Annotated in this window: 15 protein-coding genes and 1 pseudogene; 11 read left to right on the forward strand and 5 right to left on the reverse strand. The window is 59.0% G+C overall.

What is annotated here, in order from left to right; genetic code table 11:
• The first annotated feature begins 61 nt into the window (after nucleotides 1-61).
• The gene (locus tag GHO03_RS21045; RefSeq protein WP_095031618.1) at nucleotides 62-499 is read left to right on the forward strand and encodes a YqaA family protein; all 438 of its coding nucleotides are present in this window, start codon (nucleotides 62-64) and stop codon (nucleotides 497-499) included.
• Between the two features lie 18 nt (nucleotides 500-517).
• Here the strand turns inward: GHO03_RS21045 and GHO03_RS21050 are convergent, their stop codons facing one another.
• The gene (locus GHO03_RS21050; protein WP_153400464.1) at nucleotides 518-1,504 is read right to left on the reverse strand and encodes a hypothetical protein; all 987 of its coding nucleotides are present in this window, start codon (nucleotides 1,502-1,504) and stop codon (nucleotides 518-520) included.
• Nucleotides 1,505-1,984: 480 nt separating this feature from the next.
• Between GHO03_RS21050 and GHO03_RS21055 the strand changes: the two genes are divergently transcribed.
• From GHO03_RS21055 to GHO03_RS21095, 9 genes are all read left to right on the forward strand, one after another.
• Complete coding sequence (locus GHO03_RS21055) at nucleotides 1,985-2,392, forward strand: biopolymer transporter ExbD (RefSeq protein WP_095000354.1); 408 nt, start codon at nucleotides 1,985-1,987, stop codon at nucleotides 2,390-2,392.
• 3 nt (nucleotides 2,393-2,395) lie between these two features.
• Nucleotides 2,396-3,154 (forward strand): energy transducer TonB, encoded by a 759-nt coding sequence (locus tag GHO03_RS21060; protein WP_153400465.1) that lies wholly within the window; start codon nucleotides 2,396-2,398, stop codon nucleotides 3,152-3,154.
• A 44-nt stretch (nucleotides 3,155-3,198) separates the two neighbouring features.
• Nucleotides 3,199-5,439, forward strand: a complete 2,241-nt coding sequence (locus GHO03_RS21065; protein ID WP_133144548.1) for a TonB-dependent receptor — start codon at nucleotides 3,199-3,201, stop codon at nucleotides 5,437-5,439.
• 65 nt (nucleotides 5,440-5,504) lie between these two features.
• On the forward strand, nucleotides 5,505-6,152 hold the full coding sequence (locus GHO03_RS21070) for a MotA/TolQ/ExbB proton channel family protein (RefSeq protein ID WP_153400466.1): 648 nt from the start codon (nucleotides 5,505-5,507) through the stop codon (nucleotides 6,150-6,152).
• A 19-nt stretch (nucleotides 6,153-6,171) separates the two neighbouring features.
• Nucleotides 6,172-7,905, forward strand: a complete 1,734-nt coding sequence (locus GHO03_RS21075; protein WP_153400467.1) for a bifunctional UDP-sugar hydrolase/5'-nucleotidase — start codon at nucleotides 6,172-6,174, stop codon at nucleotides 7,903-7,905.
• The gene (locus GHO03_RS21080) at nucleotides 7,902-8,318 is read left to right on the forward strand and encodes a cytidine deaminase (RefSeq protein WP_153400468.1); all 417 of its coding nucleotides are present in this window, start codon (nucleotides 7,902-7,904) and stop codon (nucleotides 8,316-8,318) included. Before GHO03_RS21075 ends, GHO03_RS21080 begins: the two co-directional genes overlap by 4 nt.
• Nucleotides 8,319-8,359: 41 nt before the next feature.
• Nucleotides 8,360-9,619 (forward strand): NupC/NupG family nucleoside CNT transporter, encoded by a 1,260-nt coding sequence (locus GHO03_RS21085; protein WP_153400469.1) that lies wholly within the window; start codon nucleotides 8,360-8,362, stop codon nucleotides 9,617-9,619.
• 64 nt (nucleotides 9,620-9,683) lie between these two features.
• Nucleotides 9,684-10,781: an endonuclease/exonuclease/phosphatase family protein gene (locus tag GHO03_RS21090; RefSeq protein ID WP_153400470.1), complete on the forward strand. Its 1,098-nt coding sequence runs from the start codon at nucleotides 9,684-9,686 to the stop codon at nucleotides 10,779-10,781.
• A 55-nt stretch (nucleotides 10,782-10,836) separates the two neighbouring features.
• The gene (locus GHO03_RS21095) at nucleotides 10,837-11,457 is read left to right on the forward strand and encodes a TetR/AcrR family transcriptional regulator (protein ID WP_095020006.1); all 621 of its coding nucleotides are present in this window, start codon (nucleotides 10,837-10,839) and stop codon (nucleotides 11,455-11,457) included.
• A 56-nt stretch (nucleotides 11,458-11,513) separates the two neighbouring features.
• Here the strand turns inward: GHO03_RS21095 and GHO03_RS21100 are convergent, their stop codons facing one another.
• From GHO03_RS21100 to GHO03_RS21115, 4 genes are read right to left on the reverse strand one after another with little or no spacing between them, the layout of a single operon-like run.
• The gene (locus tag GHO03_RS21100) at nucleotides 11,514-12,380 is read right to left on the reverse strand and encodes an ABC transporter permease (RefSeq protein ID WP_095000363.1); all 867 of its coding nucleotides are present in this window, start codon (nucleotides 12,378-12,380) and stop codon (nucleotides 11,514-11,516) included.
• Nucleotides 12,381-12,398: 18 nt separating this feature from the next.
• Entirely contained in the window at nucleotides 12,399-13,259 is an 861-nt protein-coding gene (locus GHO03_RS21105) for an ABC transporter ATP-binding protein (protein ID WP_095000364.1), read from the reverse strand.
• Between the two features lie 5 nt (nucleotides 13,260-13,264).
• Nucleotides 13,265-14,284 (reverse strand): ABC transporter substrate-binding protein, encoded by a 1,020-nt coding sequence (locus GHO03_RS21110; RefSeq protein ID WP_095024728.1) that lies wholly within the window; start codon nucleotides 14,282-14,284, stop codon nucleotides 13,265-13,267.
• A 25-nt stretch (nucleotides 14,285-14,309) separates the two neighbouring features.
• Nucleotides 14,310-15,206, reverse strand: coding sequence for a TauD/TfdA family dioxygenase (locus GHO03_RS21115; protein ID WP_153400471.1), 897 nt, complete (start codon nucleotides 15,204-15,206; stop codon nucleotides 14,310-14,312).
• Nucleotides 15,207-15,471: 265 nt separating this feature from the next.
• Here GHO03_RS21115 and GHO03_RS21120 point away from each other — a divergent pair.
• Nucleotides 15,472-15,749 (forward strand): annotated as a pseudogene (locus GHO03_RS21120) (hypothetical protein); the annotation flags it as partial.

Here is a 15,749-nt window from a genome sequence, read left to right on the forward strand (position 1 = left end):
ATCGCGAGCAAGCACGCTCCCACATGGTATGCGGCGGTGTCCATCTCCCCTGGAAGTTTACGTGTTTGAATTAACCAGCTATCTGGGTCTGTTCCTCGCCGCCTTTGGCGCAGCATCGCTGCTGCCCATGCAGTCGGAAGCCGTGTTGGTCGGCATGCTGCTGTCAGGCAAATATGCAGCCCTGACCCTGCTGGCTGTCGCCACCCTGGGCAATGTGCTGGGCTCGGTACTGAATTGGCTGTTGGGCCGCTCGGTGGAACGCTTTCGGCACAAACGCTGGTTTCCGGTCAGCGAGCAAAAGCTCGACAGGGCCCAGCAGTTCTATCTGCGTTACGGGCGCTGGTCACTGCTGCTGAGTTGGATGCCGATTATCGGCGATCCGCTGACCATGATCGCCGGGGTCATGCGCGAACCGCTGTGGAGTTTCGTGCTGATCGTCACCCTGGCCAAAGGTACCCGGTACCTGCTACTGACCGCGGCAACCCTGGGCTGGTCCTAGCAACCAGCCTGCGGGGTGTCAAACCGGCTCTGCGGCGATGCGGTTTTCCATGGCCGGAGGGTATTCAGGCAGCCAGGACAGGGGCATCAGCTGATTGTACTTTTGAAAGAACGAGGACTGGATCCGCCCGCGAATCGGCTCAAGCTGCTCAATCAGCTGCGTCAGTGCCTGCTGTTGCAAAGCCAGGTTCACTTCATCCTCGGCCGTATTGCTGTCGGGCAGTGCCAGCGACTGCAACACAATACTGTCACTGAAGTAAGCCGGCACCCGCCGACCATTACGGTGCAGCTGGTTTTCGGCGCGATAGCATTGCACAAGCCCCGCCATGACCATTTCGGCCTTGTTCAGGCCACTGGCCAGGCGCGGTTTCAGATTGCGTTTTTCGTCCAGAACTGACTGATACCTCACCAGTTGCTCATTGCAGGCCAGCACATCGGACTCCAGCTGTTCAAGGAACTCATGCTTGAGTGCCATCAGTTCGTTGCGTACATCTGCAATTTCGTCCTGGTACACACCCAGTGCTTCGTTGCGACGCTTCTGCTGTTTGCCATACCCGGCGTGATTTTGCGAACGCAAGGCGCACAATTCAGCCTCGCGCTCCCGTGCGCGGTATTCCAGACGTTGCAGGCGTACGGCGTAATTGTTCAGCAGGTCCTGTGCCGCCCGCTCGAACGCCTGATCAAATTCGCCGCAACGTTTTACCGTGCCAACAATATCCAGTGCTGTCAGGCGGGTTTGCACCAGGGCGATGCGCGCCTCGGCCCAGGCCAGCACCTTGTGCCGTTCTGACTCAAGGGTCGTGCGGATCTGTTCTTCAATGGCCGTCAGCCGGGTGGCTTCCACAGGGGGATAGCCTTGCTCGCCATGGCGCCGGGCTTGCTCGACGATATTCAGCTCACGCTTGAGGCTTTCAAATTCAAGCGGTACCAGAAAAGGGTTATCCACGTGAGCACGGCTGCGCTCAGCCTGCCCCAAAATATTCAACAGCTTTTTGAATAACTGCATGGCGTTCGCTCCGCTAAACCCTTGATCTCAACAGCCGGCACTTCAGATTAATATCATCATGCCAATGCCTTTGCATAACAACAATAGATTAGTAGCACTTTGACATCTGCACAGCCAAAACCGTGGAAAAACAGCGTTATGGCGAATGATTCCTGATGCCAAATCTATAAGCTGACAGGCCTGTCAAGTTTATAAAAATTTATCCTGGCCACCCTGCAACGAAATACTATTTCAAGCAAATGCCTGCAAAATCCTGAAAAGACGGCACTTTTAACCACAAAAATCAGTTTAGTTTCGATATTAAAAAAAACAAAAAAATACACAAAATCTGAAATCAAAATGAAACAGCCCCCCTCTACCTTTGCAACCTGTCACTTGAGACAGGTTCTGGGCATTTCTTCTGCGTCCTGGCAAACCGCAAGTGAAAACCTGAACGGATGTTCAGCTTTTTGATCCCCTCTGTGGATTGGAGTACACGCAATGCGAAGCTGGGAAGAACCCAAGAAAAAGCGTCTGCATATCGAAATCATCCCGATGATCGACGTGATGATGTTCCTGCTGGTGTTTTTTGTATTGATCAGTCTCAACGTGATACCCGCACTCGGCATCAAGACCCAGTTGCCAGGTGCCGCTCATGCGCAGCAGCTCAAGCCGCAAAACAAGGCGGTCATCACCCTGGGCCTGGACGAGCGCCTGCAACTGGATGGCAAGGATCTGAACCAGAGCGATCTGGTGGCTCAACTCAAGGCCATGGAAAACCCTGACGAAAAGATGGTGATCATCCTCAACAGCGATGCAGGTGTTGAGGTGGCGCGTCTGGTCAGCGTGATGGATGTGCTCAAGGGCAGCGGCTTCTCGTCTGTCTCCATTGCGACGCGGAAGCTGTAGGCCATGTCGGTTTTTTTCAAATCACGCAAAGCCATCGCCTGTTTGCCGGCCATCTGCCTGCTGGCGGTGGCCGTCCATAGCAGCATGGACACGGACCTGAAAATCACGCCCAAATACGACGACAGCAGCGTCGAAGTGGCCCTGATAGATCTGGATGAACTGCTGCCTCCCCCTCCCGAGACTGAACCGGAGCCCGAGCAGGTCGCCGAGTTGCCACCACCGGAGGAGGAAGTGGTCGAAGCCGTGGAAATCGCGCCTCCCCCACCACCCAAACCCAAACCGCCAGCTCCCAGGCCGCCGCCACCCAAGCCCAAACCGCAGGTGGTCAAGGCCGTACCAACACCACCCAGGCCTCAACCTCTGCCTGTGCTGCAAGCGCCCACGCCTGCACCCGCTACGGCCCCCCCTGTAGCGCCAGCCAGATCGATTGCCCAGGCCCCGCGCGCCAACCCGGCAGACCTGGAGAGCCGCTATATCGCCCGGCTGCTGGCGGAGCTGGAGAAATACAAGCAATACCCGCGAGGTCGCGAGGCTTCACTGCAACGCCCGCAAGGCAATGTGGTGGTGTGGTTGCTGGTTGACCGTAGCGGCAAGGTGCTCGACTCGGGCATTGAAAAGAAGGCGACCAATATGCTGCTCAATCGTGCCGCACAAACCAGCTTGCAACGCCTCGATAAAGTTGTGCCCTTCCCCGAAGAAAGTTTCTCGGGCAAGGATAAATACCGTTTCAGCGCCACGCTTGTATACAACACAGAGCCATAACTAAAGCACGTCAGCTCTGACACTTACGCTTAGGGGAAACTGTTTTGAAACTCAATACTTTATTCGCAACGCTACTGGCCGTTGGGGTTGGCGGCTGGACGTTATCAACGCTCGCAGAAGATACCGTTGATATAGGCAAGGTCAATGTCACCGGACAGAGTCTGGGTAATGGGCTTATGGTCGAAGAAGACAGCGCCAAGGGCCGCTCGACCGTAACCAAGGAAGCGATGGACGAAATGGCACCGACTGCCAACGCCATCGACAAGCTCAAGTACACCCCCGGCATCAACGTTTCCAGCACCGACGCATCAGGGGTAAGCGGCACCAGTTTCACCATGCGCGGGATGAACTCCGACCAGGTCGGCGTCTCCTCGGACGGTATCCCGATCAACGATTCCGGGGACTATGCGGTGTATGCCAACCTGCTCGGCGACCCCGAAAACCTCGGCGAAGTCTTTGTCACCCAGGGTTCTTCGGAAATCGACGGCCCGCATATCGGCTCCAGTGGCGGCAACATTGGCCTGGTGACCATGCGCCCGACCAAGGACTTCGGCGTCTTTGTCAAACAGTCGGTCGGTTCCAACAGTTTGAACAAATCATTCGCGCGGATTAACACCGGCGATTTGAATGGTTTTAAAACCTTTGTCTCGGCGTCCCATACAGAAGGCGAAAAGTGGCGCGGCAAAGGCACCGTACGCGCCGACAGAGTTGAGTGGAACACCTTGTTCGAAGATGGCAACGGCAACTCGACCAATGCCATCTTCAAATACAGCACCCAGGAAAACTACAACTACAACACCCTGAGCAAGGCACAGTTCCAGAAGTCGGGCCGTGGCCTCGATTATGCCGAAATCCCGATCTACAACAGCAGCGGCAAGTTGACCCAGTACTACAAGATCAACCGCAACCCGTTTGAAAACGCATCAGCCACCCTGACCCAGCGCTTTCAGTTGCGTGACGACCTGGCGCTGACCATCGCGCCCTACTACTTCTGGTCCAATGGCGGCAGCTTCAGCGGCCAATCGGCGACCGGGCTGTCTTCGACCAGCGACAAGGCCGGCAACTTTGACCTCAGCGGACTGGCCTACGACACCTACTACCGCCCATCATGGACCGAGAGCTGGCGCCCTGGCGTGACCACCAAACTGAAATGGGACTTCAACGAAGCCCACAGCATCGATGTCGGCTACTGGTATGAACGCGCCCGCCAGCGCCAGACCCAGCCTTTTATCAGCATCACCGAAAACGGTACGCCGGATGATATCTGGGGCGACTACAACAGTGGCAACCAGCTCACCGACAAAAATGGCGCCACGGTACAGGGCCGTCACCAGTACACCGTCACCCCGGCACAGAAAATCTGGGCCCAGGACGTGTGGACGGTCACCCCTGACCTGACCCTCACAGGCGGCATTGCCTACCAGTACGTCGAACGCGATGGCAACAACCTCGGCAGCCTGTACAGCGCTCCCGAAAAGCGTGATGCCAGGTACCACGAGTTTTTGCCCAACTTCAGTGCGCGCTACCAGATCAACGAGCAGCACCAGGCGTTCTACAACGTCACCCGCAATATGCGTACGCCGCCCAACTACGTGCTTTACAACGCCGGCGACTCCATCAGCCTGGCCCCGGAACTGAGCTGGAACCAGGAACTGGGTTGGCGCTTCACTCAGGACGACATGCTGCTAAGTGCCACCCTGTTCCATATCTCGTACAAGGATCGCCAGCTGTCGACCACCAATGCCGACGGTGACTACGAAATGCTCAACGTCGGCAGCGTGGTCAACAAGGGCCTGGAGCTGGAGTGGAGCGGCCTGCTGCCCTACAACTTCAACTACTACACCTCTTACACCTATACCAGCGCCGAGCAGCAGGACGACGTGACCACACGCAACAAGGAACTGCCCACCTCCGGCAAGCAACTGGCCAACGTGCCGAAAAACATGCTCAACGCCAGCCTGGGTTACGACAACAAGCGCTACTACGGCAACGTGGCCGCCAAGTATGTGGGCAGCTACTACGGCGACCTGACCAACGACCAGGAAATCTCCGGGCGTACCACCTTCGATATCAACGCCGGGGTGCGCCTGCCGGTGGACAAGAAGATCCTCAAGTCGGCGGCCATCCGCGTTTCGATGCTCAACGTGTTTGACAAGGAGTACCTGTCATCGGCGCGCACCGTGGTGCTCAACGCTGCACCGGTCAACGGCGTCAGCGCCGCCACGCCTTACTACAACGTCGGTGAAGAACGCACTGCCATGGTCTCTTTCGAAGCCAGCTTCTGACCCCCGCACCCGGGCCTGCCAGCACGACAGGCCCGGGTCATGAACGTATTTAGAGGACACCCCGAATGAACATGAATCTGCTCCACGACATCACCTTCTACGTCATGTACGGCGCCGCTGCCCTGGCCGCTTTTGTGGTCGTCGAACGCTGCATCTTCTTCAGCTACTCGCTGCGCAAGGCGCGCCAGTTGGTGCCTGCGGTCAATGGCAAAGTCCGCAGCATCGCCGACCTGCCTGCCGGGCTGACCGCACGCGACAGCCTGCCCCTGCAACTGCTCTCGCAGATCTACGACGGCCGTCGCCAACTGTATTCGCACCAGGAGCTTGAAGACCTCGGCCAGGCCATTTACATCTCCATGCGCGGCAAGCTGTCCCACAGCCTGTGGATCCTCGAAGCCGTGGTCGCCGGTGCGCCGCTGCTGGGCCTGCTCGGCACCATCATGGGCATCATCGACACCTTCAAGGCACTGGCCGAGGCCGGTGTTTCCGATCCGGGCGAAGTGTCCCGTGGCATCGGTACAGCCCTGTATGCCACCGCACTGGGGATCTCCATCGCGCTGGTGGGCATGGTCTTCAATAGCCATCTGCAAGATCGCCTTGAACTGATCAATGACCACCTCAAGATGCTTTTGCTGCGCGCAGGCCTGGGCACGCAATACGTCACCTCGTCAGCACCTGCCGTCGCCACTGCTGGCCAGCCACGTACCGCCTGACCGGCACCAAGGAGCTTGCATGTCGAATCTTCTCTCGCGTCTGCGCAGTGCCAGCCTGGTCATCCCGGCAGCATTGGTGCTGGGCGCCTGCCAGCAACCGGTCAAGCCGGTCGCTATCAATATTGCCGCGATCAACGATTTTCACGGCAATCTGGCCGCCACCCCGTTCACCTATGCCGATGCCACGGCGCCGACTGGCAAGGTGTCACTCAAGGCCGGGGGCATCAACGCCCTGAGCGGCGTGGTTGGCGAACTGCGCAACAGCGACCCGCAACTGCTGCTGATTGGCGCGGGCGACATGATCGGCGGCAGCCCGCCGATGTCTTCGATGTGGGCCGATGAGCCGACGCTCGAAGCCCTCGGCGAACTGGGGCTCAAGTTCAGTGTGGTTGGCAACCATGAACTGGATCTGGGCAAACTGGAGTTGCAACGCCAGATCAATGGCGGCTGCGTGTCGCCGCGCCCGGACAAGGCCTGCCAGTTTGACAACAACTACAGCGGCACGCGCTTCCCCTATATGGCGGCCAACCTGATCGACGCGCAAACCGGCAAACCACTGCTGCCTGCTTACCGTATCGAGCAGGCCAACGGCGCCAAAATCGCCTTTGTCGGCGCGGTGTTGCGCGACCTCCCGGCCTATGTAAGCCAGCAGAGCATGGACGGTCTGTACACCATTGACGAGGCCGAGGCGATCAACGCGCAACTGCCCGAACTGCGCAAACAAGGGGTGGATGCCGTAGTCGCGGTGATCCACCAGGGCGGTGAAACCACCGAACGCTTCGACCAGCAGGATTGCAGCCAGCTCAAGGGCGATATCGTCGATGTGGCCAGGCGTCTGGACCCGCAAATCAAAGTGGTGGTCACCGCTCACACCCACCAGGGCTACCTGTGCCGCCTGGGCGACAAGCTGATCACCCAGGGCAGCTCGTTCGGCCGCCTGCTGACCCATATCACCCTCACCGTGGACCCGGTCAACCACCAACTGCTCGATGCAAAGGCACAAAACATCGTGGTCGACCCCGCGCGCTACACGCCGCTGCCAGAAATTGCCGCGCTGCAGGCCGATATTGAAGCGCGCAGCAACGAACACCTGAACAAACCCGTGGCCCGTATCGCCACCCGCGAAATCAACCGCACCCTCAACGACGCTGGAGAATCGGCCATGGGCGACCTGATCGCCGATGCACAACTGCACGCCACCCGCGCCCTGGGTGCACAGGTGGCACTGACCAACCTGGGCGGCATCCGCACCGACCTGATGCTCGAACCCGGCCAGCAGCACCTGACCTATGGCCAGGTAGCCTCCGTACAACCGTTCAACAACACCCTGAACATCCTTACCCTCAGCGGTGCCCAGCTCAAGCAATTGCTGGAGCAGCAATGGCAGAACAACGGCTTCGGTTTTTATCCCCTGCAGCCATCGGCCACCCTCAGCTATCGCTGGGATGCCAGCAGGCCCCAGGGCCAGCGGATCATCGCCGACAGCCTGAAAATCGATGGCAAACCGGTGCTACCCGAGCAGACCTACCGGATCACGGTCAACTCGTTTATGGCCGGGGGCGGTGACAACTTCAGCGTACTCAACCAAGCCAGCCAGCGGGTGGATACCGGCCTCAACGATCTCCAGGCACTGGTCGATTATCTGCAAGCCCAGGACCGCGCCGGGCAGCCAGCGGGAGCAAGCACGCCACAACAACGGATTGAAAAAGTTGCCCAGACCCTGGCTGACGTCACCGCGAGCAACGCCCCATGAACCGCAGCCCCGAAGCTCAGGCGCAGTACGAGCGCCTGTTACCTGAAGCGATCGCCGCAGCCCGGGCAGCCTGGTGCCCGCACTCGAACTTCCCGGTGGGTGCGGCGCTGCTCACCGCCGATGACCGGATCATTCGCGGCTGCAACGTCGAGAACGCCTCATACGGCCTGACCAACTGTGCCGAACGCGGCGCCCTGTTCAGCGCCATTGCCCAGGGCCATGCACCTGCCAGCTTCAAGGCGATGCTGGTGTATGCCCCGAACGTGGCGCTGATCTCCCCGTGCGGCGCCTGCCGTCAGGTCATGCACGATCTGATGAGCCCTCACTGCGTGGTGTATTGCGTCGGCCACGAAGCGGCGGCGGCACGCGAGTGGACGGTCGAGCAATTGCTGCCCGGTGTCTTCGGTTTCTGAACCGGTGCGACCTTGATGCGTGACATACGGGAATCTGGTCAATGAGTTTCATTGGAGTGGTGGTATTGATTCTCCTGGCGGTGCTGCTGTCCAGCAACCGCCGGGCAATCAAGTTGCAGACCGTAGTCGGGGCATTTGTATTGCAGGCAGGCCTGGGTGCCTTCGCCCTCTATGTGCCATGGGGCCAGGCAACGCTGGCTGCGATCAGCGATTCGGTTGCCCTGCTGCAAGACTATGGCAATGAAGGCATCAGCTTTGTCTTCGGCCCTCTGGCAGGTAGCAAAATGAGCGAAGTGTTTGGCAGCCAGGGCTTTGTTTTTGCGATCAAGGTGCTGCCGCTGATTGTGTTTTTCAGCAGCTTTATCGCCATCCTTTACTACCTGGGCATCATGAGTGTGGTGATCCGCGTGATTGGCGGCGGCTTGCAGCGGGTGCTGGGCACCAGCCGTACCGAGTCGATGTCGGCCACGGCGAATATATTTGTCAGCCAGTCCGAAGCGCCCATTGTGGTGCGCCCGTTTCTGGACGGTATGACCCGCTCTGAACTGTTCGCGGTGATGGTCGGCGGCATGGCTTCGGTCGCAGGTTCGGTGCTGATCGGCTATGCCAGCCTGGGCGTGGAGCTTAAATACCTGATTGCCGCCAGTTTTATGGCTGCCCCCGGCGGTTTGCTGATGGCCAAGCTGATGGAGCCGCAAACCGCTGAACCGCGCGACAACTTCAGTGACATCGAGGTATACCCCGACGATAAACCGGCGAATGTCATCGACGCCGCCGCAGTGGGGGTCAGTAACGGCCTGCAACTGGCCCTTAATGTGGGCGCGATGCTGCTGGCCTTTATTGCCCTGATAGCCATGCTCAACGGCATCCTGGGCTGGGTGGGCAACTGGTTCGGTTTTGCCCACCTGAGCCTGCAACTGATTCTTGGCCATGTGTTTGCGCCACTGGCTTTTGTCCTCGGCGTACCGTGGAGCGAGGCCATGACGGCAGGCAGTTTTATCGGCGAAAAACTGGTGCTCAACGAGTTCGTCGCCTATGTCGATTTCGCGGCCTATCTTGACCCGGTCCAAGCCGCTGCCAAAGGCATCCAGGTACTGTCGGGGCCCACCCAGGTGATCGTCACCTTTGCCCTGTGCGGTTTTGCCAACCTGTCGTCGATCGGCATCCTGCTCGGCAGCCTGGGCGTCATGGCGCCCTCGCGGCGTCAGGATATCGCCCGCCTGGGCCTGCGCGCAGTAATTGCCGGAACCCTGTCCAATCTGATGAGTGCTGCGTTGGCGGGGGTGTTTATTTCCCTGTGAAGCCCGCCCCCATAAACAAGCCTGCATCCCCCCTCACAGACCTTTATGCCTGGATAGACTGCCAATGAAACTGCTGCGTACCCATTTACTGATCGTCGTCTGCACCCTGCTGCTGACCGCCTGCGCCAATCATGTCGAGCCTGAAGCTGGCCGGGTCTCGCTAATGACCTGGAACGTCGAAAACCTGTTCGACACCGAGCACGACAACGGCAAGGACGACTTCGCCTACCTGCCCCTGAGCGTCAAGCGCGCGCACCCGGAGTACCTGGCCAGCTGCACAAAAATCGAAGTCCCGGCGTGGCGCAAGGAGTGTGAAGAAAACGACTGGACCCCGACTTTGCTCGATGAAAAACTCAAGCGCCTCAGCGCCGTGATCAAACAGATCAATCAAGGCTGCGGGCCGGATATCCTGATGCTCAACGAAGTTGAGAACATCAAGGTTGTCGAGCAACTCAATGCCCGCCTGAACACGTCCGGCTACCAGACCCGCGTACTGATCGAGGGCTGGGACGAGCGCGGTATCGACACCGCAGTACTCAGCCGTTTGCCTCAATGGGACACCGCCCGCCTGCATCCAGTGCCCTACCAGGCGCTGGGGAATGATGACCCGGCACGGGTGAGCAAAACCCGGGGCATTCTCGAAGTTCGCCTGTTGTTGCCTGATGGCCAGAAAGCGGCGATTTTCTCCCTGCACCTGCCCTCAGGCGGTGCCCCGGGCTACCTGCGCCAGCAGGCCGTCGCCTACCTGGCCCGGCTCAAGCGCGAACTGCCGGACGATGTACTGCCCATTGTCGGCGGCGACTTCAATATCAATGCCGGCGAAGAACAGCAGCACGGCTATATCGCCAAAGACCTGGCCAGCACCTGGGCGGTGTCCCAGTTCATCGGCTGCGCGGGCTGCAAAGGCAGTTACTACTACCACAGCAAACGCGAGTGGTCGTTCTTCGACATGCTTCTGTTCCCGCCACAGATGACCGCTGCCAGCGGTTTCAATGGCTGGCAGGTTGATCCGCAGAGCATTCGCCTGGTGTACAGCAGCCCTTATCAGGTCAACCGCTGGGGCACCCCGGCACGCTTCGATGGCGCCCGTCATGCCCAGGGCGTATCGGATCACTGGCCGTTGTACGCCGAGATTTTCCGCATAGCGCCCCCTGGCAATTGACCTATGCTGTGTCGTCAGCCGCAGCCCTCTCCTGTCGTGATAAATCAGGTACTCGATGAGCAACCCGAAAGTAAAGATCCGCCGCAAAAACGTCGAAAAAATCCTTTTGGCCGCAGAGAAAGTCTTCGCCGAACAAGGCTATGCCGGGACCAAGATGGCCGATATCGCCCTGCAAGCCGCACTGCCGCGCTCCAACCTGCACTACTACTTTTCCACCAAGGACGAGCTGTACCGCGAAGTTCTGGTCAACCTGCTGGACACCTGGGGGCTGGAAGGTGCCTGTTTCGAAAAGTTCGACGACCCGCGGGTGGTGCTCACCAGCTACATCATGGAAAAGATGAACCATTCACGCACCCGTCCCCACGGCTCCAAACTGTGGGCCAACGAAATCATGCGTGGTGCACCGATGTTCCAGGACATGCTCGATGAGCATATGGCCAAGGGTGCCAAACTCATGGAGCAGAAAATACGCCAGTGGGTGGACGAAAAACGCATCAACCCGGTGGAGCCTTCAGCGTTGTTGTACATGATCTGGGCCTCGACCCAGCACTATGCCGACTTCGACTATCAGGTCTGCGCACTCAACGGCCATCAGCCGCTGTCCGACCAGCAATACCATCAGGCGGTACAGACCATCACCTCGGTAATATTGCGCGGGGTGGGGCTGAGCCTGTAGAAACTCAGTTGACGATCAGGCCCTCCTGTGGGAGCGAGCCTGCTCGGTTTTGCTGGTCAGCGTTGCATGCCCCAGCGCTTGACCGTGACCCGCTCCAGGGTATCGAACACCAGGTTCTCCACCAGCAGGCCGATCAGAATCACCACCGCCAGCCCGGCGAACACCTTGTCGGTGTACAGCTCGTTGCGGTTCTGGAAGATATACCAGCCCAGGCCGCCCTTGCCGCTGGTGGCACCAAACACCAGCTCGGCGGCGATCAGCGTGCGCCAGGCAAAGGCCCAGCCGATTTTCAGACCGGCAAGGATCGAAGGCAGCGCCGCCGGAATAAGAATAAACAGCACAAAGCGAATTCCCTTCAGCCCGTAATTGCGCCCGGCCATGCGCAGGGTCTCCGACACCCCGAGAAACCCGGCATAGGTGTTCAGGGCCAGGGCCCAGAGCACCGAATGCACCAGCACGAAAATCAGGCTGTTCTGCCCCAGGCCGAACCACAGCAGCGCCAGCGGCAACAGGGCAATCGCCGGCAGCGGGTTGAACATCGAAGTCAGGGTACTCAGCAGATCACGGCCCAACTGAGTCGAAACCGCTAGCGTGGTCAGGGCAAACGCCAGCACGATGCCGATCAGATAGCCCTTGAGCAGTACCACCAGGGAAATACCCACCTTGCTCAGCAACTCGCCGCTGATAAGGCCGTCATACAGCGCACTGGCTGTTTGCAAAAACGTCGGCAGCAGCAGGTCGTTGTCCTGATAGCGCGCCACCAGTTGCCAAAGCACAGCCAGCACAATCAGGATCAGACTTTTACGTAACCAGCCCTGCTGCCACAGACGCTGGCTCAACGGCAATTGGCGCTCCAGCGGCACACTTAGCAGCGGTTCCAGGACCACTTCATATTCCTGGCGTACAGATGATGATTGATTCATCGGACAATCCTCCACAGCTCAATAAGCGATACGGATATCGGCGAAATTCAGCGGTTGTTCGTCGGTACCGGCGTGCGCTTCATCAAACAGCAGCCGATGGATGCGCTGCGCCGTGTGCTGAAATTGCGCACCGCCAAGGCTGTGCAGGTTGTACTGATGGCTGTTGATCTCGGCCCGCACCCGCCCCGGATGCGGCGACAGCAGCAGGATACGGTTGCCGACCACCAGCGCCTCTTCGATGGAGTGGGTGACAAACAGCAAGGTAAAGCGCACCTCCTCCCAGAGCAGCAGCAATTCTTCCTGCATCTTGCGTCGGGTCAGGGCGTCGAGAGCTGCAAAGGGTTCGTCCATCAACAGGATTTTCGGCTGCATGGCCAGGGCACGGGCAATCGCCACCCGGGCCTTCATGCCACCGGACAAGGTGTGCGGGTAAGCATCGGCAAATGCCGCCAGACCGACCTTGTCCAGATAATGCAGGGCCCGCTCCTCGGCCTCGCGCCGAGGCAAGGTTTTCGACGCCAGCAACGGGAACATCACGTTTTGCTTGAGCGTTTTCCAGGGTGGCAACTGGTCGAACTCCTGGAACACCACCATGCGGTCAGGCCCCGGGGCGGTGACGGGTTGGCCCTGCAGGCGGATCTGCCCTTCACAGGGAGCATGAAAACCGGCCACAGCCTTGAGCAAGGTCGACTTGCCGCATCCCGAAGGGCCAAGCAGGATAAAACGGTCGGCCGGATCGATTTCAAAGCTGACCTGATGAGTCGCCCGCACCACACGCTGCGGCGTGCGGTATTCAAGGCTGACCTGGTCGACCGACAACAGGGCTGGCCCTGTTGCATTCAAGTGGCTGGCCGTGTGGCCTTGCACCGAGGCATTCATTATTGTCAGCTCCCCTGCAACGGTTTTGCGTCCTGGAAGAAGTAATCCTTCCAGGAGTCAGGTTTATTTTTGATCGCACCCACGCGGTACAAGAACTCGGCCAGCGGATAGGTATTTTTCGGCGTTACGCTGAACTCGTACTGCGGGTTGTCGATGATTTTAAGCAACTCGGCGCGGTCGATATTGGCCTTGGTCACGCGGATATAAGTGTCAGCGGCCGCGCCCTTGTCGTTCTGGGCAAACTCGGCGGCTTCAGCCAGGGCCTCGATAAAGGCCTTGTAGGTTTTCGGGTTGTCGCTACGGAACTTCTCGGTGGCAAACAGCACCGTTGGGGAATTGGGGCCGAGCAAGTCGTAGGTGTTGAGCACCACATGCACATTTGGATTTTTCAGCGCCTGATCCTGGAACGGCGGGTTGGAAAAATGCCCGCTCAGCTCCGTACCACCTGCGATCAGCGCAGCGGTGGCATCCGGATGCGGGACGGCGATGGTGTACTTGTCCAGCCGGTTGAAGTCCTTGTCGCCCCACTGTTTGGCAGCGGCGTATTGCAGGAAGCGCGACTGCACTGAAACGCCCACGGCCGGTACCGCGATACGGTCTTTTTCGGTGAAGTCGGCGATGGTTTTGACCTGCGGGTTATTGCTCAGCAGGTAGTACGGGAAGTTGCCCAGCGAGGCCACGGCCTTGACGTTCTGCCTGCCATGGGTGCGGTCCCAGATGGTCAACAGCGGGCCGACGCCGGCCCCGGCAATATCGATGGAGCCGGACAACAAGGCATCATTGACTGCCGCGCCACCTGACAACTGAGTCCAATCGACCTTGATATCGATGCCCTCCTCCTTACCGTGCTTCTCGATCAGGTTTTGATCGCGCACCACGTTGAGCAACAGGTAAACAATGCCGAACTGCTCGGCGATACGGATTTCGCCTTCGGCATGGGCGACGTTCGGTGCCACGAGGCTGCCGGCAAGCAGACTAAGGCTCAGGCCCAGACTTGCGGCCACGGTTTTGATGGATGCGGGCATGGCAATGCTCCTTGAAATGAGTCAATCAGAAAGGCGCGTTGCCCTGGATGGTGGTGCGATACAGCTTGCAGCGCAGATGGCTTGGGCATCCGGCGGCGAGATGGATCAGCGAACGGTTGTCCCAGAACACCAGGTCATGGGGCTGCCACTGATGGCGATAGATGTTCTGCTCCTGCACGCTATGGGCGTAGAGCTCGGCCAGTAACTGCCGGCTCTCGTCCTCGGGCAGGCCGACAATGCGAGTGGTAAAGCCCTCACTGACAAACAGCGCCTTGCGGCCGTTTTCCGGATGGGTACGCACCACTGGATGCACCACCTCGTTCACCTGTGCCAGTTGCTCCGGGGTCAGGGTCGGACGCCAGTTACCCTCGAATTTGCTTTCGCTGTAGCGCGCCGTATAGGAATGTGCAGCCGAACGCCCTTCAACCGCCTTGCGCAAGGCCTGAGGCAGGCCATCCCAGGCCTTGTGCATATCGGCGAACAGAGTGTCGCCGCCCTCGGCAGGCAGCTCCTGGGCATGCAGCATCGAGCCCAGGCTTGGCAGCTCTTTATAGGACAGGTCCGAATGCCAGAACTTGCCTGCATCGCCCAGACCAATGGACTGGCCGTTTTCGATGATGTTGGAGACGATAAGGATTTCCGGGTGACCGGTCAGCAGAAATTGCTTGAGCACATGGATCTGCAAGATGCCGAAGCGACGGCTGAAGTCGATCTGTTGTTGCGGGGTAATGCACTGATCACGAAACACCACCACGTGATGCTGCAGATGAGCACGATGGATACGCGCAAAGTCCTGGTCATTGACCGGCAAAGCCAGATCCAGACCCATGATTTCGGCACCCACGGCGCCGCTGAAAGGACGGATTTCAAAGGCTTGAGGCGCGATGCTCGCGGCAATCGCAGAGGCAGACGGTACAGACATAAATCACTCCCACGCAGGGCACGCCCAATGGCGCGCAGATCGATCAGAAACTCACGGTGGCCCCGTGCTGGTTCATTTCGTGCGGCGCGTCGATTGGTCGACCCGTACGCAGGGGTATGACTTTATAGATATAAGAAATTAAATTTAAATACTTTTATCGCATAAGCATATGAGCGCTTGCCCGGCTTTTTTCCGCCGCGCTATTAAAGAGCCAGCGCAACCTGCCGATGTCCTGTAGGACAACGAGTCTAAAGGACGCATCGACATGGTTGGCAGCATCAATCCCCTGGCATCGAGCCTGAATATTCAGAGCACCCCCGCCGCCACGGCCAGCAAGGCCACGGACAGCACGGCCGTGAGTGATGCCGGCGCGACGGCCACCGAGCAGGTCAAGCCACGGGCGGCCCGAGACGCTAATGCGGCGCCTGCGGCTGACAGTGATGACGACAGTTCGGACACGGTCAAGCAGCTGAAAAAACAGATCGCACAGCTGCAAAAGCAGCTTCAGCAGCAGATGCAGGCCCTGCAAAGCATCCAGGCCAG

The organism is Pseudomonas sp. FSL R10-1339 (genome assembly GCF_009600545.1).
GTDB lineage: Bacteria > Pseudomonadota > Gammaproteobacteria > Pseudomonadales > Pseudomonadaceae > Aquipseudomonas > Aquipseudomonas bubulae.

Coding starts and splice junctions, on each gene's coding strand:
- GHO03_RS21050 (WP_153400464.1), bottom strand. CDS start 1,504: ATGCAGTTATTCAAAAAGCTGTTGAATATTTTGGGGCAGGCTGAGCGC.
- GHO03_RS21055 (WP_095000354.1), top strand. CDS start 1,985: ATGCGAAGCTGGGAAGAACCCAAGAAAAAGCGTCTGCATATCGAAATC.
- GHO03_RS21060 (WP_153400465.1), top strand. CDS start 2,396: ATGTCGGTTTTTTTCAAATCACGCAAAGCCATCGCCTGTTTGCCGGCC.
- GHO03_RS21070 (WP_153400466.1), top strand. CDS start 5,505: ATGAACATGAATCTGCTCCACGACATCACCTTCTACGTCATGTACGGC.
- GHO03_RS21075 (WP_153400467.1), top strand. CDS start 6,172: ATGTCGAATCTTCTCTCGCGTCTGCGCAGTGCCAGCCTGGTCATCCCG.
- GHO03_RS21080 (WP_153400468.1), top strand. CDS start 7,902: ATGAACCGCAGCCCCGAAGCTCAGGCGCAGTACGAGCGCCTGTTACCT.
- GHO03_RS21085 (WP_153400469.1), top strand. CDS start 8,360: ATGAGTTTCATTGGAGTGGTGGTATTGATTCTCCTGGCGGTGCTGCTG.
- GHO03_RS21090 (WP_153400470.1), top strand. CDS start 9,684: ATGAAACTGCTGCGTACCCATTTACTGATCGTCGTCTGCACCCTGCTG.
- GHO03_RS21095 (WP_095020006.1), top strand. CDS start 10,837: ATGAGCAACCCGAAAGTAAAGATCCGCCGCAAAAACGTCGAAAAAATC.
- GHO03_RS21100 (WP_095000363.1), bottom strand. CDS start 12,380: ATGAATCAATCATCATCTGTACGCCAGGAATATGAAGTGGTCCTGGAA.
- GHO03_RS21105 (WP_095000364.1), bottom strand. CDS start 13,259: ATGAATGCCTCGGTGCAAGGCCACACGGCCAGCCACTTGAATGCAACA.
- GHO03_RS21110 (WP_095024728.1), bottom strand. CDS start 14,284: ATGCCCGCATCCATCAAAACCGTGGCCGCAAGTCTGGGCCTGAGCCTT.
- GHO03_RS21115 (WP_153400471.1), bottom strand. CDS start 15,206: ATGTCTGTACCGTCTGCCTCTGCGATTGCCGCGAGCATCGCGCCTCAA.